Here is a 22,763-nt window from a genome sequence, read left to right as displayed (position 1 = left end):
GTGTTGGTCAGGCTCCCTCGGTTTCCCTGGCTTTTTCACCGGCCAGGCTTTTCCGGGCCTGATGCTCTTTTTCTGCCTTTTTCAGCTTCTTACGCTCGGTAATGATACGGGCGGCTTCACTGCCCACGTGGGACTCGCCACGTCGCTCTGCCAGACGCATCTGGTGTTCACGCTCAGCGAACCGTGCCTTCTGCTCCTCGGTCAGCGATTCGATGCACTGGTGACAACTGACACCCGGCTCATACTCCGGACGCTCTTTGTCTTTCTCAGTAATGGGCCTGCGGCAGGCGTGGCACTGATCGTACTCGCCACGCTCCAGCTTGTGGTTAACGGTTACCCGGTCATCAAACACGAAGCATTCTCCGCGCCACAGGCTCTGCTCTTCGGGTACTTCTTCCAGGTATTTCAGGATGCCACCCTTGAGGTGGTAAACCTCGTCAAAGCCCTGCTCCTTGAGATACGCGGTGGATTTCTCGCAACGGATACCGCCGGTGCAGAACATGGCCACCTTCCTGTGCTTTGATGGGTCAAGATTCTGCTTCACGTATTCCGGGAATTCGCGGAAGGTCTCGGTGGCCGGATTGACGGCATTTTTGAAAGTGCCAATCTCGACTTCGTATTGATTACGGGTATCGACGAGAACCACGTCCGGATCAGAGATCAGATTGTTCCACGCTTTCGGGTCCACATACGTACCGACAATGCGCTTCGGATCAATCCCCTCCACGCCCATGGTGACAATTTCCTTCTTGAGCTTTACCTTGGTGCGTTTGAAAGGCTGGATATCAACAAAGGATTCCTTGTAGTCAATACCGTCAAAACGCCCATCGCCGGTAATCCAGACTTTCACGGCATCAATGCCTTCGCGGCTGCCGGCGATGGTGCCGTTGATACCTTCCCGTGCCAGCAGCAGGGTGCCGTGGACGTCTTGCTCCAGCATCAGGTCCAGCAGCGGCTGGCGGAGGGACTTGTAATCGTTCAGGACTGCGAACTTGTACAGTGCGCAGACAACAACGTTGTTGCTCATCATTTTCTCCTGCGGGCCGGATCGTAAATCCGGAGCATGGGTTCGGGGTTATTCAAAGGCCGAAGCCTGAGAGGGCGCAGATTTTAACCAACTCAGGCTCACGATCAAGTGCGGACTTTGCAGCGCTACTCAGCCTTAGTGGCAAGCTCGCGCTCCACAACAGCAGAAAGCTGCCCCCAGCCCGGTCGCGTCAGGCGGATATTATCCACCAGAACGGTGGGTGTGCTGGCTACCCGAAGCTGCATGGCAACGCGGCGGCTTTGCTCTACGGCCTCGCGATGCAATTCGGTGGTCATACAGAGGCGGAAGCGCCGTTCTTCAAGGCCGAGGTCGCCGGCGTACCGGGTGAAGGTTGCCACCGGGTCGTTAGAGCCACTCCACTCGGTCTGGGAATCGTAAAGACGATCATGCATGGTCCAGTAGGCGCCCTGATCGCCGGCGCAGCGAGCAGCCTGAGCTGCGGGTATGGCGTTCTGATGCTGTTGCAGGGGCAGATCGAAATAGACGAACCGGACCTTGCCCTCATCCACGTACTCCTGCTTCAGCCGCTTGCTCGCCGAGGAAAAGTTGCCGCAGGCCGGACACTGATAGTCTGCAAACTCCCGCACCACGACAGGTGCATCCTCCCGGCCCACTGAAACTCCGAACTGGTCCAACTGCGCCGGAAACGCCTCGGCATTGGCGGAAGCCACAGGCAGTTCGTCGGAGGTTGGCTCCGGTGCGGCGGTCAGGAACACCAACCCAAAAACCACTGCGGCGACCACAAGCACACCGATACCAATATAAAGCGGCGTGTTGGACTTTCCTTTTCGGAGAGGCGGTGCACCGGTTTCCTTGCGACGTTTTGCTTCACCCATGATGGGGCTCCTTTTTGTGTTTCTTTGTGTTTCTGATTTTCCAGGATTAATTAGCTGGCGACCATTTTCAGAGCCAACGTGGCACGCTAAGATCCTATATATCCTACAAAAGTTCCAACAAAAAAATGAGGTGCCTTATGCCATTACCCATACCCCTGCAAGACACGCTCACTCTTCCGCTGGTTGCCGCACCCATGTTTCTGATTTCCGGCCCGGAACTGGCGCTGGCCTGTTGCAAACAGGCCATTGTGGGCAGTTTTCCGGCCCTGAATCAGCGCACCAGTGAGGGTTTTGAGGACTGGCTGGTCCAGATGAATGAAGAGCTGGACGCCTTTCGGAAATTACATCCGGACCAGAAAACAGCACCGTATGCGGTGAACCTGATTGTGCACCAGACCAATCCGCGCTGGCAGGCAGACCTTGAGCTGTGCGTGAAACACCAGGTGCCGATCATTATCACGTCACTGGGCGCGGCCAGCCAGGTGGTCGAAGCGGTGCACGGCTACGGCGGCGTGGTGTTCCATGACGTGACCAACCAGAAACACGCACAAAAAGCGGCGCAAGCCGGTGTCGACGGCATTATTGCGGTAGCGGCCGGCGCCGGCGGCCATGCCGGCACCATCAACCCATTTGTACTGGTGCACGAAATCCGGGAGGTGTTTGACGGCACCATCCTGCTTGCCGGCGGGCTGTCTCATGGCGAAGACCTGCTGGCTGTGCAGGCCCTGGGTGCAGACCTGGCCTACATGGGAACACGGTTTATCAATACCATTGAATCCCAGGCGGAAGAGGCTTACCAGACCATGATCATCGAAGCGGTTTCGGGTGACATTATCCACACACCGGCGGTGTCCGGTGTGCCCGCCAGCTTTATGCGGCAGAGCCTGGAGGCCGCCGGGTTCCCCATGGACACGCTGAACCAGGCGGGCGACATCAATTACGGAGAAAAGCTCAAACCCATTGACGATGAAGCCAGGGCCTGGAAAACCGTCTGGTCCGCCGGCCAGGGCGTCAGCCAGATCCACGATGTACTGAGTGTCAGCGATCTCGTTAAACGACTGATTGAAGAATACCAAAACGCCCGGGCCCGCCTAGACATGGGAATTTTGTGAACTTTATAGAGCAGGAAACGTAAAGGTTTAAACACTGGGTCAAAACAGGTTCATATACATGCTGGGATTTTTGAAAGGCGATCCGAAGAAAAAACTGCAGAAGGCGTATGAAGGCAAGCTCGCCAAAGCGCTGTACGCGCAACGCAACGGCGACTTGAGGGCTCACGGAACCCTCATGGAGGAAGCAGAGAAAATCTACGCCGAGATTCAGGCGCCCGAAGAAAAGAAATAAACGGGGGGCAATTTCCCTTGTCAATCACTCTCCCATCAGTTGCCGTATCCGATGGTTGAGCCGCGCCACTTCCCGGCGCATTTCCTCAACCTCATCAAGCAACTCCAGGGACATTGCCAGGCCGGGCAGATTCATTTTCAGATCCCGTTGCAGTCTTTGGGCTTTGCGCAGCCGGTTTAGGGCCGCGAGATCGAACTGCCATTGCCAGGCCTCCGGGGAGTCGTCCAGTGGCGCGATGATGCCGTAGTCAACCAGTTTGATAACAAACTCGGCATGGCATTCGCCGCGCTCGCAGATTTCACGCAGGGTGAAGGTGCTGCCATTTTGGTCAAACACCTCTACCGTCAGAATATGATCTTGCTTGCTCATCCCTTACTCCCGCTCACACGTGAAGCTTGCTGCGTGGATTGAAGTTCTTCTCTGCCTCGGCCAGCTGGGCATAGAGTTTTTCAGCCTCCGGGCTGTGTTTCTCAGGCATGGCCACCTGGAGAACGACGATCTGGTCGCCCGGATGTTTGCCCGGAAAGCCTTTGCCTTTCAGCCTGAGCTTTCGGCCGCTGGTGGAACCCTTCGGGACTTTGACATTCACCTTCGAACCAACCGTTGGCACAGTCACCGTTGCACCCAGAGCCGCCTCCCAGGGCGCCACGGGCACGGTAACCATGACATCGCGGCCTTCAATGGTGAAATGCGGATGCGGCGCGAATTCCACCTCGATGAACAGATCGCCAGGCTCACCGCCGCCAATACCCGGAGCACCCTGACCTTTCAGGCGGATATGCTGCCCCTCGCGCATGCCGGCGGGGATCTTCACTTTCAGGGTTTTCTGCCTCGGAATAACCCGGCCATGCGGGTCTGCCTCGTGCACGGTAAACGACACCTGCTTGTCGCAGCCATGGAAGGCTTCTTCCAGGAACAGGGCGATCCTGGCATGAACGTCTTCACCGCGCATTTTCATGTTCTGGCGGAAACCTCCACTATCAGAACCGCCTGAGAACCCACCCCGGCGGCGGCCTCCGAAGATCTCCTCGAAGAAATCGCTGAACTGGCGGGCATCGGCTTCAGTATAGCCACCGCCGCCAAAACCGGATGCGCTCTGCCATCCCGGTGGCGGCTCGAAAGAACCATCAGCCCTGGCGCCGTACTTGCGCAGTTGATCGTACTCCGCCCGTTTCTCGGGGTCTTTCAATACTTCGTAGGCCTCACCAAGATCCTTGAACCTGGTATCGGCGTCCTTTTCCTTGCTGACATCCGGGTGGTACTTCCGGGCCAGCTTCCGGTAAGCCTTTTTGATCTCCTCGGGGGAGGCAGACTCACTCACACCGAGCACGGCGTAATAGTCTTTGAAGTCCATCAGGTTCCTCACCACTGGTTATTTTGCTGAGCGTTATGCTCGTTTGCTAACCACTATATTTGATGAGGTTCGTGAAATTACAAGGGTGGAGTGATTCGTTATTGCGGTGGATCAAGTCTTGGCGGGCTGAGCTCGGGACGGATGTCTCTTCAATAAACGCCCGTAAATACATCCTTGTAGGGCTTGGTAGCGCCCTGCCTGGCGCTCCACATTTCTGAGGAGACATCCCCCCGAACTCGTGAGAACTTCTCTGGTTGATCAGAAAAGAACCTTACTTAACTTTTGGGTCGAGCTCACCAGAGGCATACCGCTCGAACATGCGTTCCAGGTTAACCAGCTTGATCTTGCTGGCGTTGCCGGCACAACCGAAGGCTTCGTAGCGCGCGATGCAGACTTCGGTCATGGCCTTCATGGTTTCCTTGAGGAATTTACGTGGGTCAAACTCCACCGGGTTTTCGGCCAGGAAGCGACGAACCGCGCCGGTACTGGCCAGACGCAGGTCGGTGTCGATATTGACCTTGCGCACGCCGTGCTTGATACCTTCCACAATTTCTTCAACAGGAACACCGTAGGTTTCCGGAATCTCGCCGCCGTATTCGTTGATGATCTTCAGCCACTCCTGGGGTACGGAGCTGGAGCCGTGCATGACCAGATGGGTGTCCGGAATGCGGGCGTGGATGGCTTTGATCTGGTCGATAGCCAGGATGTCGCCGGTTGGCGGACGGGTAAACTTGTAGGCGCCATGGCTGGTGCCGATGGCGATGGCCAGGGCGTCCACGTGGGTTTTCTTGACGAAATCCGCGGCTTCTTCCGGGTCGGTCAGCATCTGGCTGTGATCCAGGGTGCCTTCGGCGCCAATGCCGTCTTCTTCTCCAGCCTGGCCTGTTTCCAGGGAGCCGAGGCAGCCCAGTTCGCCTTCTACGGAGACGCCACAGGCGTGGGCCATTTCAACGGTGCGGCGAGTAACATCAACGTTGTAGTCGTAGTCGGTCGGGGTTTTACCGTCTTCAGCGAGGGAGCCGTCCATCATCACGGAGCTGAAGCCCAACTGGATGGAGCGCTGGCACACGGAGGGGCTGGTGCCGTGGTCCTGGTGCATAACCACCGGGATATGCGGGAATTCTTCGATGGCCGCCAGGATCAGGTGGCGCAGGAAGGGGGCGCCGGCGTATTTGCGGGCACCGGCAGAGGCCTGGACAATCACCGGGGAGTCGGTTTTGTCGGCGGCTTCCATGATGGCACGCATCTGTTCCAGGTTGTTGACGTTAAAGGCTGGCACACCGTAACCATGCTCGGCGGCGTGATCCAGCATTTGCCGCATCGAAATCAGGGCCATGGGTCGTCTCCTTCATTTGGATTTTGAGTGTTTGAATTCTGTTTATTTCAGACTCTCATGATCAGGATTGGGAGTCTGCTGCGGCAGTCGGCGGGTTTGGCTTTCCGGGACACGCTGTGAATACATCCATGTACGCTTGAGCGCAGCATCCCTGCTGCGCACAGTCCCGGAAAGCCAAACCCGCCGCCTACCTTGCGAATCTAGCTACAGTAAAACGCCTTACGCGCCGCGCTCTTCCAGTACGGCTACGGCCGGCAGTGTTTTGCCTTCCACAAATTCGAGGAAGGCCCCACCACCGGTAGAGATATACGAGATTTTGTCAGCAACACCGTACTTGTCAACGGCGGCGACGGTGTCACCACCACCGGCCAGGGAGAAGGCGTTGCTTTCGGCGATGGCCAGCGCGAGTGCTTTGGTGCCATTACCGAACTGGTCGAACTCGAAAACGCCGACCGGGCCGTTCCAGAGAATGGTTTTGGCGTTTTTCAGTACGTCGGCGAACTTGCCAGCGGTTTCCGGACCTACGTCGAGGATCATGTCGTCGTCGCTGACGTCGGAGATGTTCTTGGTGGTGGCGGTGGCGGTTTCGGCGAATTCGCTGGCTACCACTACGTCGACCGGCAGAGGGATTTCAACGCGGGAGGCAATGTCCTTGGCGGTGTCGATCAGGTCGTGCTCGCACAAGGATTTACCGACCGGGTGACCCGCTGCAGCCAGGAAGGTATTGGCGATGCCGCCGCCGACGATGATCTGGTCGCAGACTTTTTCCAGGGCGTTGAGTACATCCAGCTTGGTGGAGACCTTGGAGCCGCCAACGATGGCAACGACCGGTTTGGCCGGGTTGTCCAGGGCCTTGCCCAGTGCTTCAAGCTCAGCCGCCAGCAGCGGGCCGGCGCAAGCTTCGGGGGCGAATCTTGCCACACCGTGGGTGGAGGCCTGGGCGCGGTGGGCGGTGCCGAAGGCGTCCATGACGTAGACGTCGCACAGGGCGGCGTACTTCTTTGCGAGGTCTTCGTTGTCTTTCTTCTCGCCTTTGTTGAAGCGGACGTTTTCAAACAGAACCACTTCGCCATCGGCGACTTCAACGCCGTCCAAGTAGTCCTTGATCAGGCGCACCTCCTGGCCCAGCACCCTGGTGAGGTGGTCGGCGACGGGTTTCATGGAGGAGGCTTCGTCGTACACGCCTTCTTCCGGGCGACCGAGGTGTGACATCAGCATCACCCGGGCGCCGGCGTCTTTGGCGGCCTTGATGGTCGGCAGCGACGCGCGGATACGGGCGTCGCTGGAGATCCTGCCGTCCTTGACCGGCACGTTCAGGTCTTCACGGATCAGCACCCGCTTGCCGGTAAGGTTGAGGTCGGTCATTTTCTTGATGGCCATAACAATCTTCCCTAAGTCTGCATGAACATGGGGTCTGACCCCGTACGGGGTCAGACCCCTCTTTCGTCAAGATAGGGTCAGATGAAAGCTTTCATCTGACCCCTTTTTCAGTCTTTTCCAGCCAACAGCGGCTGACATCGAGCATCCGGTTCGCGAACCCCCACTCATTATCGAACCAGCACAGCACTTTCACCATAGTGCCCCCGGTTACCCGGGTCTGGCCGCCGTCCACGACGCCGGAATGGGCGTCGTGGTTGAAATCGGAGCTGGCCAGCAGTTCGTCGGTGTAGCCGAGTATGCGCTTCAACGGGCCGTTGGCGGCCTCTTTTAACAGGTTGTTCACCGTTACCACATCCGTGGCCTTGCGCACGTTGATCACCATATCAATGGCGGACACGTTCATAGTCGGCACCCGCATGGCCACCGAGCTGAACCTGCCTTCCATATGGGGCAGCAGCCGTTCGATGCCTTTGGCGAGCCCCGTTTCCACCGGGACGATGTTGTGCAAAGCGCTGCGGGTGCGGCGCAGGTCCTGGTGATGGTAGGCGTCGATCACCGGCTGGTCGTTCATCGCCGCGTGGATGGTGGTGGTACTGCCCTGCTCCACACCGAAGGCGTCGTCCAGCGCCTTGATTACAGGTACCAGGCAATTGGTGGTGCAGGAAGCGGCGGCGACGATAACGTCCTTGGGGCAGAGATCGCGGTCGTTGATGCCGTAGACCACGGTGCGGTCCACATCCGATTCCGCGGGCTGGGAAAATAGCAGACGTTTGGCACCGGCCTGGATATGGCGTTCTGCGGTGGCGCGATCAGAATAGGCGCCGGAACACTCAAGCACCAGATCGACCTTGAGAAGGTCCCAGGGCAGTTCGGCGGGTTCCGAATGGCGTAACACCCGGATGGCGTCACCATTGACCGTCAGGTCCTGGCCGGCTACGGAAATCTCACCCTGGAACCGGCCATGGGTGGAGTCGTAGCGGGTCAGGTGGGCAATGGTGTCGATATCCGACAGCTCATTAATGGCGACCACCTGCAGGTGGTCGCGGAAGCCGCTTTCATAAAGCGCACGCAACACGCACTGGCCGATTCGTCCGTACCCGTTGATGGCAATGCGAAAAGGCGCGGAGTCTGTCATCAGGCGTCCAGCAGTTCAGCGGCCACATCCAGAACATTATCGACGGTAAAGCCGAATTCCTTGAACAGCTCACCGGCAGGCGCGGACTCACCAAAGGTGGTCATGCCGATAATACGGCCGTCCAGGCCCACGTACTTGTACCAGTAGTCGGCAATGCCGGCTTCGATGGCGATGCGGTTGGTCACGTCCAGCGGCAGAACCTGCTGCCTGTACTCGGCGCTCTGGGCATCGAAGGTATCGGTTGACGGCATGGAAACCACACGCACCTTGCTACCCTGCGCACGCAATTTGGCAGCGGCGTCCCGGGCCAGGCCTACTTCGGAGCCGGTAGCGATCAGGATCAGGTCCGGTGTGCCTTCGCTGTCCGACAGGATGTAGGCGCCCTTGGCCACATCCGCGAGCTGCCGGGCATCGCGGTCCTGGTGCGGCAGTCCCTGACGGGAGAAGACCATGGCGGTGGGGCCGTCGGTGCGTTCGAGGGCCGCTTTCCAGGCCACGGCGGTTTCCACCGTGTCGGCCGGCCGCCACATGCTCATGTTCGGCGTGGTGCGCAGGCTGGCCATCTGCTCGATCGGCTGGTGAGTGGGGCCATCCTCGCCCAGACCAATTGAGTCGTGGGTGAACACAAAGATTGAGCGCTGCTTCATCAGTGCGGCCATCCGAACTGCGTTGCGGCAGTATTCCATGAAGATCAGGAAGGTGGCGCCGTAGAGCACGAAGCCGCCATGCAGGGCGATACCGTTCATGATCGCCGCCATGCCGAACTCGCGCACGCCGTAGTGGATGTAGTTGCCGCTGGCGTCTTCCCTGGTCAGTCCCTTGCTGCCGCCCCAGATGGTCAGGTTGGAACCGGCCAGGTCGGCCGAACCACCCATCAGTTCCGGCAACAGGGGACCGTAGGCGTTCAGGGTGTTCTGGGAGGCCTTGCGGGAGGCCACCGTTTCGCCCTTGTCCTGGCACTCCCGGATGTAGGCCTGGGCCTTCTCGGCAAAATCCGCAGGCAGGTCACCGGCCATGCGGCGCTTGAATTCCGCAGCCAGTTCCGGCTCGGCATTCGCGTAGGCCGCAAACTTCTCATCCCATGCGTTTTCGGCAGCGGCGCCCTTCTCTCTGGCATTCCACTGGGCGTAGATGTCAGACGGCACTTCAAACGGGCCGTGTTGCCAGCCCAACTGCTCGCGGGTCAGCGTAATTTCGTCGTCACCGAGTGGCGCACCGTGGCTATCTTCCTTGCCCTGCTTGTTGGGGGAGCCAAATCCGATGATGGTCTTGCAGCAGATCATGGTGGGCTGACCGGTGTTGGCGCGGGCAGCTTCAATGGCAGCGCGCACGGCGTCGGCATCGTGGCCGTCCACCGCCGGAATCACCTGCCAGCCATAGGCTTCGAAACGCCTCGGGGTGTCGTCGGTAAACCAGCCTTCCACCTCACCGTCAATGGAAATGCCGTTGTCATCGTAGAAACAGATCAGCTTGCCCAGGCCCAGGGTGCCGGCCAGGGAGGCCACTTCGTGGGAGATCCCCTCCATCAGGCAGCCGTCGCCAAGAAAGGTGTAGGTGTAGTGATCCACAATGTCGTGACCAGGACGATTAAACTGCGCCGCCAGAGCCTTTTCCGCCAGGGCGAAACCCACGGAGTTGGCAAAACCCTGCCCGAGAGGACCAGTGGTGGTTTCAACGCCCGGGGTATAACCGTATTCCGGGTGGCCCGGTGTTTTCGAGTGCAGCTGACGAAAATTCTTCAGGTCGTCAATGGAAACGTCGTAACCGCTCAGGTGCAGCAGGGAGTACTGCAGCATGGAGCCGTGACCGTTAGACAGCACGAAGCGGTCCCGGTTGGCCCACTGGGGGTTGGCCGGGTTGTGGATCAGATAATCGTTCCACAGTACCTCGGCGATATCCGCCATACCCATGGGCGCACCCGGGTGGCCGGACTTGGCTTTCTGAACCGCATCCATGCTCAGCGCGCGAATGGCGTTGGCGAGATCTTTACGAGACGGCATTGACGTTTCTCCAGTGTTTATCGGGAAAGAATTCGGACTGCTTAAAAAGAGGCGCGTATTTTCGCCGATTACTGTGTGCCGGGGCAAATCGGCATAGGCCTCTTTCACGATTGTTTGCCTGTGGATTGCCGAAACGGACTGATTTCAAAGAATCACAAACCTATATCAATATTTTTTGATATTCCTGTTGATTGACCACCCGAACCCCCCTAAACTTCTCACCCATGACATCCCGGAATACACACGCAAACGCACTGTCCTCCGTTGACGCACTGGCTCCGATCTTCAAGGCAAGCGGGGATCCTTTGCGCCTGGAAATCCTGCGGGTGCTGAGACGGGATACCTTTGGGGTGCTGGAGCTCAGCCAGCTGTTCGACATGCGCCAGTCCGGCATGAGCCACCACCTGAAGGTAATGAACAAGGCCGGTCTGCTGGAGCCCCAACGGGAAGGCAACGCGATTTTCTACCGGCGCCCCCTGCACCTGGACAGCGACAAGCCAACGGACCAGACCATCCGCCAGATTTTCGAGGCGGTGGACAAGGTACCGCTGCCACGGCACCTGCAGGAAAAGATTGAAGCGATCCGTAACCAGCGGGCAGTCCAGTCTCAGGCATTTTTTGCCCGGTATGCCGAACAGTTCCGGGAACAGCAGGAGCTGATTGCTGCCTTTGATCTGTACGCCGAGCCTGTGGCAGAACTGGTTCGCAAACGGTCCGGGAAACACCAGTGGCAGACCGCCCTGGAAATCGGCCCCGGCGAAGGTGCGTTCCTGCCGGTACTGGCAGAGCTTTGCGGGCATGTGGTTGCCCTCGACAATAGCCGGGACATGCTGGCCAAGGCCACCCGCACCTGTATTGACCAGCGGCTGAACACTATTGATCTGATCGAGGGCGTAACCGACACACTGCTCGCCCGGGGTGACGGGTTTGACCTGGTGGTCGCCAACATGGTGCTGCACCACGTGCCCAGTCCGGCCGACATTTTTCTCGACGCATCGGCCCTGATGAACAACGGCGGCTGCCTGGTCATCAGCGATCTGTGCAGCCACGACCAGGACTGGGCCAAAGAGAACTGCGGCGACCTCTGGCTGGGTTTTGAACCGGAAGAGCTGACCGCCTGGGCCACGGATGCCGGTTTAAGTGCCGGAGAACAATTGTTTATCGGCCTTCGCAACGGCTTTCAGATACAGGTTCGGGAGTTCTGGAAAAACGGCGGGCAGAGCTGACATCTCAATATCAATAAATTTTGATATACAGATACGTAGTTTTACGTATCCTTACACAGGCCAACAAACCGGTAACCGGAAGACACTTCAAGATTGGCCCAAGAACGGCTGGAGAAAGGCTCTTACCGGTCTGAATCTGAAACGCTCACAAAGGAGCACGCTTTATGTCTGACTACAACATCTTCACGTCCGAATCGGTCTCTGAAGGCCACCCGGACAAACTGGCCGACCAGATCTCCGACGCGATCCTGGACGCCATTCTGGCCGACGACCCCCACGCCCGCGTTGCCTGTGAAACCATGGTGAAAACCGGCGTGGCCATTGTTGGTGGTGAGATTACCACCAGCGCCTGGGTCGACCTGGAAGATCTGGTGCGCGGCGTGATCAAAGACATCGGCTATACCTCCTCCAAAGTCGGATACGACGGCGACACCTGCGGCATCATCAGCATCATCGGCAAGCAGTCCGTTGATATCGCCCAGGGCGTTAACCGCCAGAAGCCGGAAGACCAGGGTGCCGGCGACCAGGGCCTGATGTTCGGCTATGCCAGCAACGAAACCGACGTGCTGATGCCCGCGCCGATTACCTTCTCGCACCGTCTGGTCCAGCGTCAGGCCGAAGCCCGCAAGAGTGGCCTGCTGCCGTGGTTGCGCCCGGATGCGAAAAGCCAGGTGACCTGCCGCTATGAAAATGGCCGGGTTGCCGGCATCGACGCAGTGGTTCTGTCCACCCAGCACGATGAAGACGTCACCCAGGAAGACCTGAAAGAAGCGGTTATGGAGCTGATCGTCAAGCATGCCCTGCCGGCAGAGCTGCTGCACAGGGATACCCAGTTCCACATCAACCCGACCGGCAAGTTCGTGATCGGTGGCCCGGTGGGCGACTGTGGCCTGACTGGCCGCAAGATCATCGTCGACACATACGGCGGCATGGCCCGTCACGGTGGCGGCGCCTTCTCCGGCAAGGATCCGTCCAAGGTTGACCGATCCGCCGCCTACGCCGGCCGTTACGTCGCCAAGAACATCGTTGCCGCCGGCCTGGCCGACAAGTGCGAGATTCAGGTGTCCTACGCCATCGGCGTGGCGCAGCCAACCTCAATCTCCGTGAATACCTTCGGCACCGGCAGGATCAGCGACGACAAGATCATCGATCTGATCCGCCAGAACTTTGACCTGCGCCCTTACGCGATCACCAACATGCTCGACCTGCTGCACCCGATGTACCGGGCAACCGCAGCCTACGGTCACTTTGGCCGCGACCCCTATGAGATGACCGTCGGTGGCAAGACCTTCACCGCGTTCCCATGGGAGAAGACCGACCGTGCGGCCGCTCTTAAGGATGCTGCGGGTCTGTGAGGCCAGGATTCCGGGTCTGAACATTGGAGTTAGGCCCGCTTTGGTTCAACCCGTCACCTTTCGGGGGTGGCGGCGCTGAGTAATCTCCTCCGGGGACACGGCAGGTTATCCCCACCCCCGAAACTCCCAAAATCAGAGGCCAAGGGAATTACGTACACCCGGGCCAAATCAGACTGACAGGAGAACACCATGAGCACTCCCGCAGAAAAACTGAACAGCTTTGACGACTACAAAGTCCGCGATATCTCCCTGGCCGACTGGGGCCGGAAGGAAATCAACATCGCCGAAGGCGAAATGCCCGCCCTGATGAAGCTCCGCGAGAAATACAAAGCCGAGCAGCCGCTGAAAGGCGCCAACATCATGGGCTGTATCCACATGACCATCCAGACCGCCGTGCTGATCGAAACCCTGGTGGAGCTGGGCGCCAACGTACGCTGGTCCTCCTGTAACATCTTCTCCACCCAGGACCAGGCCGCGGCCGCCATCGCGGCACAAGGCATTCCGGTGTTCGCCTGGAAAGGCGAGACCGACGAAGAATACGACTGGTGCCTCGAACGCACCGTCGGTGCCGATGTCGACGGCTGGGAACCGAACATGATCCTGGACGACGGCGGCGACCTGACGGCCCTGCTTCACGAGAAGTATTCGGAAATTCTGTCCAACTGCCACGGTGTCACCGAAGAAACCACCACCGGCGTGCATCGCCTGCAGGAAATGCTGCGCGAAGGCACCCTCAAGGTTCCCGCCATCAACGTGAACGATGCCGTGACCAAGTCCAAGAACGACAACAAATACGGTTGCCGTCACAGCCTGAACGACGCCATCAAACGCGCCACTGACCACCTGCTTTCCGGCAAGAAGGCCCTGGTTATCGGCTATGGCGATGTGGGCAAGGGCTCTGCCGCATCCCTGCGCCAGGAAGGCATGATCGTGAAGGTGACAGAGGCGGACCCGATCTGCGCCATGCAGGCCTGCATGGACGGTTTTGAAGTGGTGTCTCCGTATATCGATGGCGTGAACACTGGCACTGAGGCTGGCATTAACCGCGCCCTGCTGCAGAACACCGACCTGCTGGTAACGACTACCGGCAACACGAACGTGTGTGACGCGCACATGCTCAAGGCCCTGAAGAGTGGCGCCGTGGTGTGCAACATCGGCCACTTTGACAATGAAATCGACACCGCCTACATGCGCAAGAACTGGGAATGGGACGAGGTGAAGCCGCAGGTTCACATTGTGTACCGGGACAAAGCCGCCAATGACCACCTGATCCTGCTCTCCGAAGGCCGCCTGGTGAACCTGGGTAACGCCACCGGCCACCCGTCACGGATCATGGACGGCTCTTTCGCCAACCAGGTTCTGGCCCAGATGCACCTGTTCGAGCGCAGGTTCGCCGACCTGCCGGAAGATGCCCGGGAGAAAGGCGTTTACGTTCAGGTCCTGCCCAAGCACCTGGACGAGGAAGTGGCACGGGCCATGGTGGAAGGTTTTGGTGGCGTGATCACCAGGATGACCCCGGAGCAGGCCAAATACATCGGAGTACCGGTCGAAGGCCCGTACAAGCCGGAAAGCTACAAGTACTGATCGGGTATCAAGATGCAATCCCAGAAACAGTTCAGGCGCCGTTTCAGCTTTGAGTTTTTCCCGCCCAAGACCGACCAGGGCAAGGAGAAACTGCAGAACGTGCGCGACCAGCTGGCCGGGGTGAACCCGGACTTTTTCTCCGTCACCTTCGGCGCCGGTGGTTCCACCCGGGACCGCACCATTGAAACCGTGCTCAACCTGCACCGCCAGGGCATTCCCGCCGCACCGCACCTTTCCTGTGTCGGCGGTACCCGCCAGGAAATCAGCGAGCTGCTGGACCTGTATAAAGAGCACGGGATCAACCGGATTGTCGCCCTTCGGGGCGACATGCCCTCCGGCATGGGGGCTGCCGGTGAGCTGCGCCATGCCAACGAGCTGGTGGAGTTTATCCGCGAACACAGCGGTGACACCTTCAACCTGGAAGTCGCGGCGTACCCTGAGTTTCACCCTCAGGCCCGTAACGCCGAAGAAGATCTGAAGAACTTTGCCCGCAAGGTTCAGGCTGGCGCCAACAGCGCCATTACCCAATACTTTTTCAATGCGGACAGCTACTTCTATTTCATTGACCGCCTGGAGAAACTGGGCGTCACCATTCCGGTGGTGCCGGGCATCATGCCCATCGTCAACTTCTCAAGCCTGGTCCGCTTCTCCGACATGTGCGGCGCCGAAATCCCCCGCTGGATTCGCAAGCAGCTCGAAGCCTACGGCAACGACAGCGACTCCATCCGCAAGTTCGGCGAAGAAGTGATCACTGACATGTGTGAAAAGCTGCTCAGGGCCGGTGCGCCGGGCCTGCACTTTTACACCCTTAACCAGGCAGAGCCCAGCATCAGCATCTGGAAGAACCTGGGCATCAGTGATCGGGAAAAGATTGCTTTCTGACAGCAACGAAATGAACCTGGGGTCAGATGAAAGCCTTCATCTGACCCCTTTTTCATTCCCCTTCCGGTCAAACCTCCCCGCCAAGCATTTGATTTCCTGTGCACATCTGCGCAATGGTCTAAAGTGGTTGTATGCAGTTCCATCAACGCTCCCCGGCGACCGCCGTCAACAGCAGTGGTTGGTCCGGCTTGCCTTACCGGGCGAATGGAGCCCCATGAGAAAGAAAAGGAGAAGGTATGAGCACGAAATGGCTGAAGACAGTCGGCGCCAGCCTGGCGCTCACCGTTGCCGCAGGAACCGTCAGCGCAGAAACCCTGCGTGTCGTCACTGACCCCAGCTTTGTTCCGTTTGAAATGATGGATCAGCAAACCGGTGAAATGATCGGTTTCGACATGGAAATCATCCGTGAGGTTGCTGACCGGGCCGGTTTCGAGATTGATCTGAACACCATGGATTTCAATGGCATCATCCCGGCACTGCAAACCGGGAACGTGGATATCGCCATCGCAGGCATCACCATTACCGACCAGCGCGAAGAAATCGTTGATTTCTCCGATCCATACTACGATTCCGGTCTGCGCATTCTGGTTCGCCAGGGCGAAGATGGCGTAACGGAGTTAGACGATCTGGAAGGCAAGAAAATCGGCACCAAGATCGGCAGCACCAGTTACGACTACCTGATGAAGACCCTTGAGAAAGACGATGGTGTCACTCCGTATCCCGGCAGCTCAGACATGTACATGGCGCTGATGTCCCGTGCCATTGATGCGGTCTTCTATGATGCGCCGAACGCGGGTTACTTTGCCCGCACCAGGGGTAAAGGCAAGGTTAAAACCGTTGGTCCGCTTTACGAAGGCCAGCAATACGGCATCGCCCTCAAGAATGGCAGTGAGTGGATTGACGAAGTCAACGAGGCGCTCGCGTCCATGAAAGCAGACGGTACCTACCAAACCATCTATGAGAAATGGTTTGGCCCGATGCCGGAAGGCATGTAAGGGCAACCGGACCCGCAAGGTCTGATTCCCTGCGCCGGGGCGTGTTCACTCCGACCGTTCCTGATGCCACATTCCTTCGGAGATTCTTACAGTGGAATTCCAGTTTCAGTTCGACTGGCAGGCTGCCATCGACTCCATCCCTTTTCTGCTTGAAGGGATTCCCTACACCCTCCTGATTTCCTTCGGCGGTCTGCTCATCGGTTTTGCCCTGGGCATTTTCTTCGGCCTGCTGAGCATCAACAAGAGGTGGTTCCTGAAATGGCCGGCAACCGCCTATATCGAAATCTTTCGCGGTACTCCGATCCTGGTCCAGGTGCTGTTTATCTTTTACGGCCTGCCCGACCTGATCGGCGGCCCGATCAACCACCTGACCGCCGGTATCGCAGCCATTGCGCTGAACTCCGGCGCCTATATTTCGGAAGTGGTTCGCGGTGGTGTTCAGTCCATCGCCAAAGGCCAGAGCGAAGCGGGCCTTTCCCTGGGCCTGTCCAGGACCCAGACATTCTGGTCCATCATCTGGCCCCAGGCATTCCGCCGGATGATTCCGCCGCTGGGCAACCAGGCCATCGTCAGCATCAAGGACACCTCTCTTTTCTCGGTCATCGGTGTGGGCGAGCTGGTGCGCCAGGGTCAGATCTACATTGCCAACACCTTCACCGCGTTTGAGGTGTACTTTGTGGTCGCTATCCTTTACCTGGCCATCACCCTCTCACTGTCCATGATTCTCCGCTGGGTCGAGCGGCGCGGCCTGGTCTCTGTCTGAAGGAACGCTACCCATGACTCAGATTGTAAAAATGAAGGGCATGAACAAGTACTTCGGGAAACTGCATGTCCTTAAGGATATTGACCTTACCGTTGAACAGGGCGAAGTGGTGGTTATTATCGGTGCCAGCGGCTCCGGCAAATCCACCCTGATCCGCTGTGTGAACGGCCTTGAAGAATATGAATCCGGAACACTGGAGGTCGACGGTCAGCAACTCGCGCCCAAGAGCGGCAATCCGAAAGCTCTGGCTGAAATCCGCAAGGAAGTCGGAATGGTATTCCAGCAGTTCAACCTGTTCCCGCACCTTACGGTGAAGAAGAACATCATGCTGGCACCCCAGAAGGTCAAGGATGCCCCGGAAACCGTCGCCAACGCCACCGCAGAGCGTTTGCTGAACCGGGTAGGCATCGGCAACCAGGCCGACAAGTACCCCAGCCAGCTTTCCGGCGGTCAGCAACAGCGGGTCGCGATCGCCCGGGCCCTGGCCATGGAACCGCGGCTGATGCTGTTCGACGAACCTACGTCAGCGCTAGACCCGGAAATGATCGGTGAAGTGCTGGACGTTATGCGGGAACTGGCCAAGGAAGGCATGACCATGATGGTCGTGACGCACGAAATGGGCTTCGCCCGGGAAGTGGCCGACCGCGTGATCTACATTCACGAAGGCCAGATTGTGGAACAGGGCAAACCGGACGACGTGTTCGACAACCCGCAGAACGAACGCACCCAAGCGTTTCTTTCACGGGTTCTTGCACACTGAGCCAAACCGCCCGGATAAAGCCCCTGCTGCCGGGGCTTTTTCAGGTTTTTCTTTGTTCGGGGCCGAATAATTGGTTTTCTGTAACTTTTTCGCAATGTTAGTACAATACGCTTACCCCGGTGTTCCAAAATACACGAGCAAACCAACAAGGTAAGAGAAAACCATGGCTAAGAAATATTTAAGCTTGATGCTGGCGGTTTCCGCTGTTTCCGCACAGGCCGGCACTGTTACGACTGACGGCGAGGATCTGGTGATCAATACCGAGAGTGGTATTGAGGTCAAAAGATCTGATGATTCGGCATCCTTTCAGCTTGGTGGCCGTATCCAGTGGGATTACGACGCAACGCAGTCGGATGACAAGGGCGTTGATACCAGGGATTTTGATGTGCGGCGTGCACGCCTATACGTCAAGGGCCGTTATGGCGACTGGGCCTACAAGACCCAGTTTAACGTCGCGGAAAGTGACGGTGCCAAAGGCGGTGACGTCGAAGACCTTTACATTCGGTACCTGGGGTTTGGCTCAGTTGCAAGCGTCACCATCGGCAAGCAGAAAGAGCCTTTCGGCCTGGAACAGCTGACAAGCTCGAAAGACATTTCCGCGCTGGAGCGTTCCGCCGTGACCGAGCGTTATACCCCCGGACGCAGTGGCGGTATTCAGCTGAGCGGGAAGGGAAGTAACTGGACCTACGGTATCGGTTATTTTGAAGCGGATGGTGACGGCAGCAACGACTTCAATAATACCGCGATAACGGCACGGGGTACGTTTGCGCCGATTCAAACGAATGAGGCCGTTGTTCATCTTGGCGCGGGTTATACCACACGTGGGGCCGATGTTCAGGCGGATGAGATCGATACCTACAACCTGGAACTGGCTGGCCGTATGGGGCCTTTCCACGCTCAGGCCGAATACTTTGATTCCGAGGAAGGCCAGCTTGATATTGATGGCTACTACGTGCAGCTCGGCTGGGTTATTACCGGGGAAAGTCGCCCCTACAAAGCGGGTGTGTTCAAACGGGTAAAACCGTCATCACCCAGAGGTGCCTGGGAGGTCATTGCCCGTTTCGAAGAGGGTGATGGAAAATACAGTGACGTGGGACTGGGCACCACCGACGGTGAGCAAACGACGCTGGGTGTCAACTACTATGCCAATAACAATGTTCGACTTGGTTTGAGCTACATGGATGGCGAACAGGCCAGTGGCGAAAGCGGAGATGAGGTTCGTGCGCGATTCCAGTATGCGTTCTGATCATACCTGGTCCCCGGCTCCGCTTAGGTAAAGCCAGGAGTCTGCGTTGGTGTTGATGCTGACGAAGTAAAGAGTTAACCAGGTTCCAGGGGCAGATTTTTCTGCCCCTTTTTTATGGTGCGCCCGGCATGGCACTAAAATCGGGCGCCACACTGATCGAATGCTGGACATCGCCCCATCTTGGGGCGCAGCGAATTCATGAATCGGATTTCAGCTCTGCTTTTTAGAATTAAAATCCCTTTAAACAATTAGTTAGGCTGATTGGCACCTTGTTTGCTGTTGAGGAATTCGAAAAGCGCAACTTATAAAGGTGTACATAATGGATAAGCAAGCTCTCAGAAAATCCGGATTGCTCGGTGTTGGTCTGTTCGCAGCCCTTCAGGCAGCCCCGTCAATGGTCAGCGCTGATGTAAGCGCCAATGTAGGCGTCTCCAGTAATTACCTCTTCCGTGGCGTGACACAAACAGACAATTCAGCCGCTGTCCAGGGTGGGCTCGACTACGAGCACGCGTCCGGCTTGTATGCCGGTGTATGGGGCTCCAATGTGGATTTTGGCGACGGGACCAGCTATGAGTTTGATCTCTATGCTGGCTACTCGGGCGCTATTGACGATATCGGATATGACGTCGGGTATATATATTATGCCTACCCGGATGCGCCCGCCTCGATTGACTTCGGGGAGATCTACGGGGAGTTGAGTTACGGGTATCTATCCGCGGGGCTGGCCTATACAACAAACAGTGACAACAGCACACCAGGGCTGTACGTGGAAGGTGATGTCTTCTATTACCTGGCCGCCCACATACCGCTGGAAAATGATTTCAGTGCAGGCGTTACGCTGGGTTACTACGACTTTACCGACGACAAAAAACCGTCCGTGGGCGAGGCGAGCTATGGACATGCCGCCGCCAACGTAACCAAGGATGCGGGAGCGTTCGGCTCCGTCAGTCTCAATCTGGAATACTCGGATATCGACCCGGGCAGTGCCCTTGGCTCCGTCAACTCGGATGATCCGAAATTCTGGCTTGGCTGGAGTAAAAGCTTCTGATTACGGACGCTTTTCCAGTGGTTTTGGTCAAGTGAAAGCAGGCCCGGTCAATGGGCCTGCGTCCTGAAATCCTGCCATAGTAAATCATAGGGATTTTCAACTCTTCACCCCATCAGCGTCCCCTTAGTCTTTTTAAAGGGGTTTCGAGGCTCTGGAAGTTTGTCGGCATTGGCCAGCCGCCGCTGTTAACGGTAATATCCGCACAGGTTAACCGCCGACAATCCAGAACCTCACCGTCTGACGGAGATTTATCATGCGCAATGCTGACCTCGTCGCCCGTGGCCTCAAATCCGTGTGGCATCCCTGCACCCAGATGAAAGACCATGAAGGAACCCTGCCACTGGTCCCCATCAAGCGGGGCGAAGGTGTCTGGCTGGAAGACTTCGAGGGCAACCGGTTCATCGATGCTGTGAGCTCCTGGTGGGTCAACCTGTTCGGCCATGCCAATCCGAGAATCAACGCCGCGATCCAGGAACAGATTGGCCAGCTTGAGCATGTCATCCTGGCCGGCTTTACCCATGAGCCCGTGGTCAACCTGTCCGAGCGCCTGATTGAGGTAACTCCGGAAGGGCTCAACAAATGCTTTTACGCCGATAATGGCTCGTCTGCGATCGAAGCTGCCCTCAAGATGAGTTTCCACTACTGGAAAAACCATGGCAAACCGGGCAAAAAAAACTTCGTGAACCTGAGCAACAGCTACCATGGGGAAACCCTGGGCGCACTGGCCCTCGGCGATGTGTCTCTCTACAAGGACACCTACCAGCCATTGCTGATGGAAGTCCTGACGGCCCCCTCCCCGGATGCTTTTAACAAAGAACCGGGCGAGACCGACGAGGATTACGCCCTGCGCCAGTTTGGGGCCATGGAAACACTGCTGGCTGAAAAGCACGACGAAATCTGCGCCGTGGTGGTGGAACCTTTAATCCAGTGTGCCGGCGGCATGCGCATGCATCACCCGGTTTACCACACCAGGCTGAGAGAGGCCTGCGACCGCTATGGCGTGCACCTGATTGCTGATGAAATTGCAGTGGGCTTTGGCCGAACCGGTACCCTGTTCGCCTGCGAGCAGTCGGGCATCACTCCGGATTTCATGTGCCTGTCCAAGGGGCTGACCGCGGGCTACCTGCCGCTGTCCGTAGTGCTGACCACCGATGATGTCTACAACGCATTTTACGACGACTACGAAACCCTCAAGGCCTTCCTGCACAGCCACAGCTACACTGGCAACCCAATCGGCTGCGCCGTGGCACTGGCCACCCTGAATATCTTCCGGGACGACAACGTGATCGAGAGCAATCGCAGGCTCTCCACCTGCATGGCCGAATCCGTTGCCCACCTTGCGAACCACCCCAACGTGGGAGATATCCGCCAGCATGGCATGACCCTCGCCGTAGAGATGGTGCAAGACAAAGCATCGAAAACCCCGTTCCCCTGGCAGGAACGGCGGGGAATCCGGGTGTACCAGCACTCATTGACCCGCCAGGCCTTGCTTCGCCCCCTGGGTAATGTGGTTTACTTCATGCCGCCTTACGTAATCACCGAAGAGCAGATCCGGCACCTGGCCCAGGTCGCAACGGAAGGTATAGAGATCGCGGTTCGGGACTGACAACCGCCCCGCAACCTGAGAGAACCATCCATGCGCATCCCCCGCATCTATACCGATTCCGCCCTCAGCGAGGGCACAACCGCGCGCCTTGATGACAACGCCGCCCAGCATGTCGGCCGGGTGTTACGCATGCAACCAGGGCAGGAGTTGCTATTGTTCAATGGTAACGGCAACGACTACCCCGCCACCATCACCGGTGCCAGCAAAAAGAACGTAGAAGTCCAGGTGGGCACGCCGGGGGCCAACGCCACCGAATCCCCACTGGAAATCGTCCTTGGCCAGACCCTCTCCAAAGGCGACCGCATGGACTACGCCGTGCAAAAAGCCGTGGAAATGGGCGCCACCCGCATCGTTCCGCTGAGCACCGAACGCTGCGACGTGAAGCTCAAGGGCGACCGTGAGGACAAACGCCTGCGCCACTGGCAATCCGTCGCCATCAGCGCCGCCGAGCAATGCGGCCGCGCCCGCGTTCCCGGCATACTGCCGGTCATGACCCTGCCCGAGTGGTTCGAACACACCAAAGACTGCAGCCTGCGACTGGTTCTCCACCACCGCACCCAACAATCCCTCGACTCTCTATCCAAACCGTCCCGGGTTGCCCTCATGATCGGCCCCGAAGGCGGCCTCAGCCCGGAAGAAATTACCGCCGCGGAAACCGCCGGCTTCCTGCCGGTTGCCCTCGGCCCACGAGTTCTCAGAACCGAAACTGCGCCGGTAGCGGCCATGGCTCTTTGCCAATGGTTGTGGGGGGACATTGGCAGCTGATTAGCCCCCGGCCGTGCCGCCGTCGCAAGCTGGCGCCCAAGTCATTGACATGGCGGGGCCGACAACATTACCCCTGTCGACCTAAAGCGACGTTGGGCAT

21 protein-coding genes are annotated in these 22,763 nt (G+C 58.0%); 13 read left to right on the top strand and 8 right to left on the bottom strand.

Annotated features, from left to right (window positions below):
• Nucleotides 1-7: 7 nt before the first annotated feature.
• Nucleotides 8-1,027 (bottom strand): rhodanese-related sulfurtransferase, encoded by a 1,020-nt coding sequence (locus QPL96_RS13850; protein WP_303287903.1) that lies wholly within the window; start codon nt 1,025-1,027, stop codon nt 8-10.
• Between the two features lie 125 nt (nt 1,028-1,152).
• On the bottom strand, nt 1,153-1,884 hold the full coding sequence (locus QPL96_RS13845; RefSeq protein WP_303287902.1) for a thioredoxin domain-containing protein: 732 nt from the start codon (nt 1,882-1,884) through the stop codon (nt 1,153-1,155).
• Nucleotides 1,885-2,021: 137 nt separating this feature from the next.
• Between QPL96_RS13845 and QPL96_RS13840 the strand changes: the two genes are divergently transcribed.
• Together QPL96_RS13840 and QPL96_RS13835 are read left to right on the top strand one after the other, a co-directional pair.
• On the top strand, nt 2,022-2,996 hold the full coding sequence (locus tag QPL96_RS13840) for a nitronate monooxygenase family protein (RefSeq protein ID WP_303287901.1): 975 nt from the start codon (nt 2,022-2,024) through the stop codon (nt 2,994-2,996).
• 58 nt (nt 2,997-3,054) lie between these two features.
• The gene (locus QPL96_RS13835; RefSeq protein WP_303287900.1) at nt 3,055-3,228 is read left to right on the top strand and encodes a DUF6435 family protein; all 174 of its coding nucleotides are present in this window, start codon (nt 3,055-3,057) and stop codon (nt 3,226-3,228) included.
• Between the two features lie 24 nt (nt 3,229-3,252).
• Here QPL96_RS13835 and QPL96_RS13830 read toward each other — a convergent pair whose 3' ends face one another.
• From QPL96_RS13830 to tkt, 6 genes are all read right to left on the bottom strand, one after another.
• Nucleotides 3,253-3,597, bottom strand: a complete 345-nt coding sequence (locus tag QPL96_RS13830; RefSeq protein ID WP_303287899.1) for a chaperone modulator CbpM — start codon at nt 3,595-3,597, stop codon at nt 3,253-3,255.
• Nucleotides 3,598-3,610: 13 nt separating this feature from the next.
• Nucleotides 3,611-4,582 (bottom strand): DnaJ C-terminal domain-containing protein, encoded by a 972-nt coding sequence (locus QPL96_RS13825; protein ID WP_303287898.1) that lies wholly within the window; start codon nt 4,580-4,582, stop codon nt 3,611-3,613.
• 271 nt (nt 4,583-4,853) lie between these two features.
• Nucleotides 4,854-5,918, bottom strand: a complete 1,065-nt coding sequence (gene fba / locus QPL96_RS13820; RefSeq protein WP_303287897.1) for a class II fructose-bisphosphate aldolase — start codon at nt 5,916-5,918, stop codon at nt 4,854-4,856.
• 219 nt (nt 5,919-6,137) lie between these two features.
• Nucleotides 6,138-7,298, bottom strand: coding sequence for a phosphoglycerate kinase (locus QPL96_RS13815; RefSeq protein WP_303287896.1), 1,161 nt, complete (start codon nt 7,296-7,298; stop codon nt 6,138-6,140).
• A 91-nt stretch (nt 7,299-7,389) separates the two neighbouring features.
• Nucleotides 7,390-8,433: a type I glyceraldehyde-3-phosphate dehydrogenase gene (gene gap, locus QPL96_RS13810; RefSeq protein WP_303287895.1), complete on the bottom strand. Its 1,044-nt coding sequence runs from the start codon at nt 8,431-8,433 to the stop codon at nt 7,390-7,392.
• Nucleotides 8,433-10,433, bottom strand: coding sequence for a transketolase (gene tkt / locus QPL96_RS13805; RefSeq protein ID WP_303287894.1), 2,001 nt, complete (start codon nt 10,431-10,433; stop codon nt 8,433-8,435). Before tkt ends, gap begins: the two co-directional genes overlap by 1 nt.
• A gap of 224 nt (nt 10,434-10,657) precedes the next feature.
• Between tkt and QPL96_RS13800 the strand changes: the two genes are divergently transcribed.
• From QPL96_RS13800 to QPL96_RS13750, 11 genes are all read left to right on the top strand, one after another.
• Nucleotides 10,658-11,659, top strand: coding sequence for a metalloregulator ArsR/SmtB family transcription factor (locus QPL96_RS13800; RefSeq protein WP_303287893.1), 1,002 nt, complete (start codon nt 10,658-10,660; stop codon nt 11,657-11,659).
• A gap of 164 nt (nt 11,660-11,823) precedes the next feature.
• Nucleotides 11,824-13,014 (top strand): methionine adenosyltransferase, encoded by a 1,191-nt coding sequence (gene metK / locus QPL96_RS13795; RefSeq protein WP_303287892.1) that lies wholly within the window; start codon nt 11,824-11,826, stop codon nt 13,012-13,014.
• A 189-nt stretch (nt 13,015-13,203) separates the two neighbouring features.
• Entirely contained in the window at nt 13,204-14,598 is a 1,395-nt protein-coding gene (ahcY, locus tag QPL96_RS13790) for an adenosylhomocysteinase (protein ID WP_303287891.1), read from the top strand.
• A gap of 12 nt (nt 14,599-14,610) precedes the next feature.
• Nucleotides 14,611-15,480 carry a methylenetetrahydrofolate reductase [NAD(P)H] gene (gene metF / locus QPL96_RS13785; RefSeq protein WP_303287890.1) on the top strand — a complete coding sequence of 290 codons (870 nt, stop codon included), beginning with the start codon at nt 14,611-14,613 and terminating at the stop codon, nt 15,478-15,480.
• 236 nt (nt 15,481-15,716) lie between these two features.
• Nucleotides 15,717-16,475, top strand: a complete 759-nt coding sequence (locus QPL96_RS13780) for a transporter substrate-binding domain-containing protein (protein ID WP_303287889.1) — start codon at nt 15,717-15,719, stop codon at nt 16,473-16,475.
• A gap of 91 nt (nt 16,476-16,566) precedes the next feature.
• The gene (locus QPL96_RS13775) at nt 16,567-17,238 is read left to right on the top strand and encodes an amino acid ABC transporter permease (RefSeq protein WP_303287888.1); all 672 of its coding nucleotides are present in this window, start codon (nt 16,567-16,569) and stop codon (nt 17,236-17,238) included.
• 13 nt (nt 17,239-17,251) lie between these two features.
• A complete protein-coding gene (locus QPL96_RS13770) occupies nt 17,252-17,998 on the top strand; it encodes an amino acid ABC transporter ATP-binding protein (protein ID WP_303287887.1) in 747 nt (248 codons plus the stop codon).
• Between the two features lie 163 nt (nt 17,999-18,161).
• A complete protein-coding gene (locus QPL96_RS13765) occupies nt 18,162-19,244 on the top strand; it encodes an OprO/OprP family phosphate-selective porin (RefSeq protein WP_303287886.1) in 1,083 nt (360 codons plus the stop codon).
• Nucleotides 19,245-19,563: 319 nt separating this feature from the next.
• Entirely contained in the window at nt 19,564-20,292 is a 729-nt protein-coding gene (locus QPL96_RS13760) for a TorF family putative porin (RefSeq protein ID WP_303287885.1), read from the top strand.
• A 253-nt stretch (nt 20,293-20,545) separates the two neighbouring features.
• Complete coding sequence (locus QPL96_RS13755; RefSeq protein ID WP_303287884.1) at nt 20,546-21,898, top strand: adenosylmethionine--8-amino-7-oxononanoate transaminase; 1,353 nt, start codon at nt 20,546-20,548, stop codon at nt 21,896-21,898.
• A gap of 30 nt (nt 21,899-21,928) precedes the next feature.
• Complete coding sequence (locus QPL96_RS13750; protein WP_303287883.1) at nt 21,929-22,663, top strand: 16S rRNA (uracil(1498)-N(3))-methyltransferase; 735 nt, start codon at nt 21,929-21,931, stop codon at nt 22,661-22,663.
• The last annotated feature ends 100 nt before the right edge of the window (nt 22,664-22,763 follow it).

It is taken from the genome of Marinobacter sp. SS8-8 (genome assembly GCF_030540945.1).
Classification (GTDB): Bacteria; Pseudomonadota; Gammaproteobacteria; order Pseudomonadales; family Oleiphilaceae; genus Marinobacter.
The sequence above is the reverse complement of the archived record's forward strand: the minus strand, read 5'-3'. Positions and strand labels throughout refer to the sequence as shown.

Excerpts from the sequence above, each read along its gene's own strand:
- tkt (WP_303287894.1), bottom strand. The coding sequence starts at position 10,433 with ATGCCGTCTCGTAAAGATCTCGCCAACGCCATTCGCGCGCTGAGCATG.
- QPL96_RS13845 (WP_303287902.1), bottom strand. The coding sequence starts at position 1,884 with ATGGGTGAAGCAAAACGTCGCAAGGAAACCGGTGCACCGCCTCTCCGA.
- QPL96_RS13765 (WP_303287886.1), top strand. The coding sequence starts at position 18,162 with ATGGCTAAGAAATATTTAAGCTTGATGCTGGCGGTTTCCGCTGTTTCC.
- QPL96_RS13800 (WP_303287893.1), top strand. The coding sequence starts at position 10,658 with ATGACATCCCGGAATACACACGCAAACGCACTGTCCTCCGTTGACGCA.
- QPL96_RS13760 (WP_303287885.1), top strand. The coding sequence starts at position 19,564 with ATGGATAAGCAAGCTCTCAGAAAATCCGGATTGCTCGGTGTTGGTCTG.
- QPL96_RS13830 (WP_303287899.1), bottom strand. The coding sequence starts at position 3,597 with ATGAGCAAGCAAGATCATATTCTGACGGTAGAGGTGTTTGACCAAAAT.
- QPL96_RS13780 (WP_303287889.1), top strand. The coding sequence starts at position 15,717 with ATGAGCACGAAATGGCTGAAGACAGTCGGCGCCAGCCTGGCGCTCACC.
- QPL96_RS13815 (WP_303287896.1), bottom strand. The coding sequence starts at position 7,298 with ATGGCCATCAAGAAAATGACCGACCTCAACCTTACCGGCAAGCGGGTG.
- gap (WP_303287895.1), bottom strand. The coding sequence starts at position 8,433 with ATGACAGACTCCGCGCCTTTTCGCATTGCCATCAACGGGTACGGACGA.
- QPL96_RS13825 (WP_303287898.1), bottom strand. The coding sequence starts at position 4,582 with ATGGACTTCAAAGACTATTACGCCGTGCTCGGTGTGAGTGAGTCTGCC.
- QPL96_RS13770 (WP_303287887.1), top strand. The coding sequence starts at position 17,252 with ATGACTCAGATTGTAAAAATGAAGGGCATGAACAAGTACTTCGGGAAA.
- QPL96_RS13835 (WP_303287900.1), top strand. The coding sequence starts at position 3,055 with ATGCTGGGATTTTTGAAAGGCGATCCGAAGAAAAAACTGCAGAAGGCG.
- QPL96_RS13755 (WP_303287884.1), top strand. The coding sequence starts at position 20,546 with ATGCGCAATGCTGACCTCGTCGCCCGTGGCCTCAAATCCGTGTGGCAT.
- QPL96_RS13850 (WP_303287903.1), bottom strand. The coding sequence starts at position 1,027 with ATGAGCAACAACGTTGTTGTCTGCGCACTGTACAAGTTCGCAGTCCTG.
- metF (WP_303287890.1), top strand. The coding sequence starts at position 14,611 with ATGCAATCCCAGAAACAGTTCAGGCGCCGTTTCAGCTTTGAGTTTTTC.
- QPL96_RS13840 (WP_303287901.1), top strand. The coding sequence starts at position 2,022 with ATGCCATTACCCATACCCCTGCAAGACACGCTCACTCTTCCGCTGGTT.
- ahcY (WP_303287891.1), top strand. The coding sequence starts at position 13,204 with ATGAGCACTCCCGCAGAAAAACTGAACAGCTTTGACGACTACAAAGTC.
- fba (WP_303287897.1), bottom strand. The coding sequence starts at position 5,918 with ATGGCCCTGATTTCGATGCGGCAAATGCTGGATCACGCCGCCGAGCAT.
- QPL96_RS13750 (WP_303287883.1), top strand. The coding sequence starts at position 21,929 with ATGCGCATCCCCCGCATCTATACCGATTCCGCCCTCAGCGAGGGCACA.
- metK (WP_303287892.1), top strand. The coding sequence starts at position 11,824 with ATGTCTGACTACAACATCTTCACGTCCGAATCGGTCTCTGAAGGCCAC.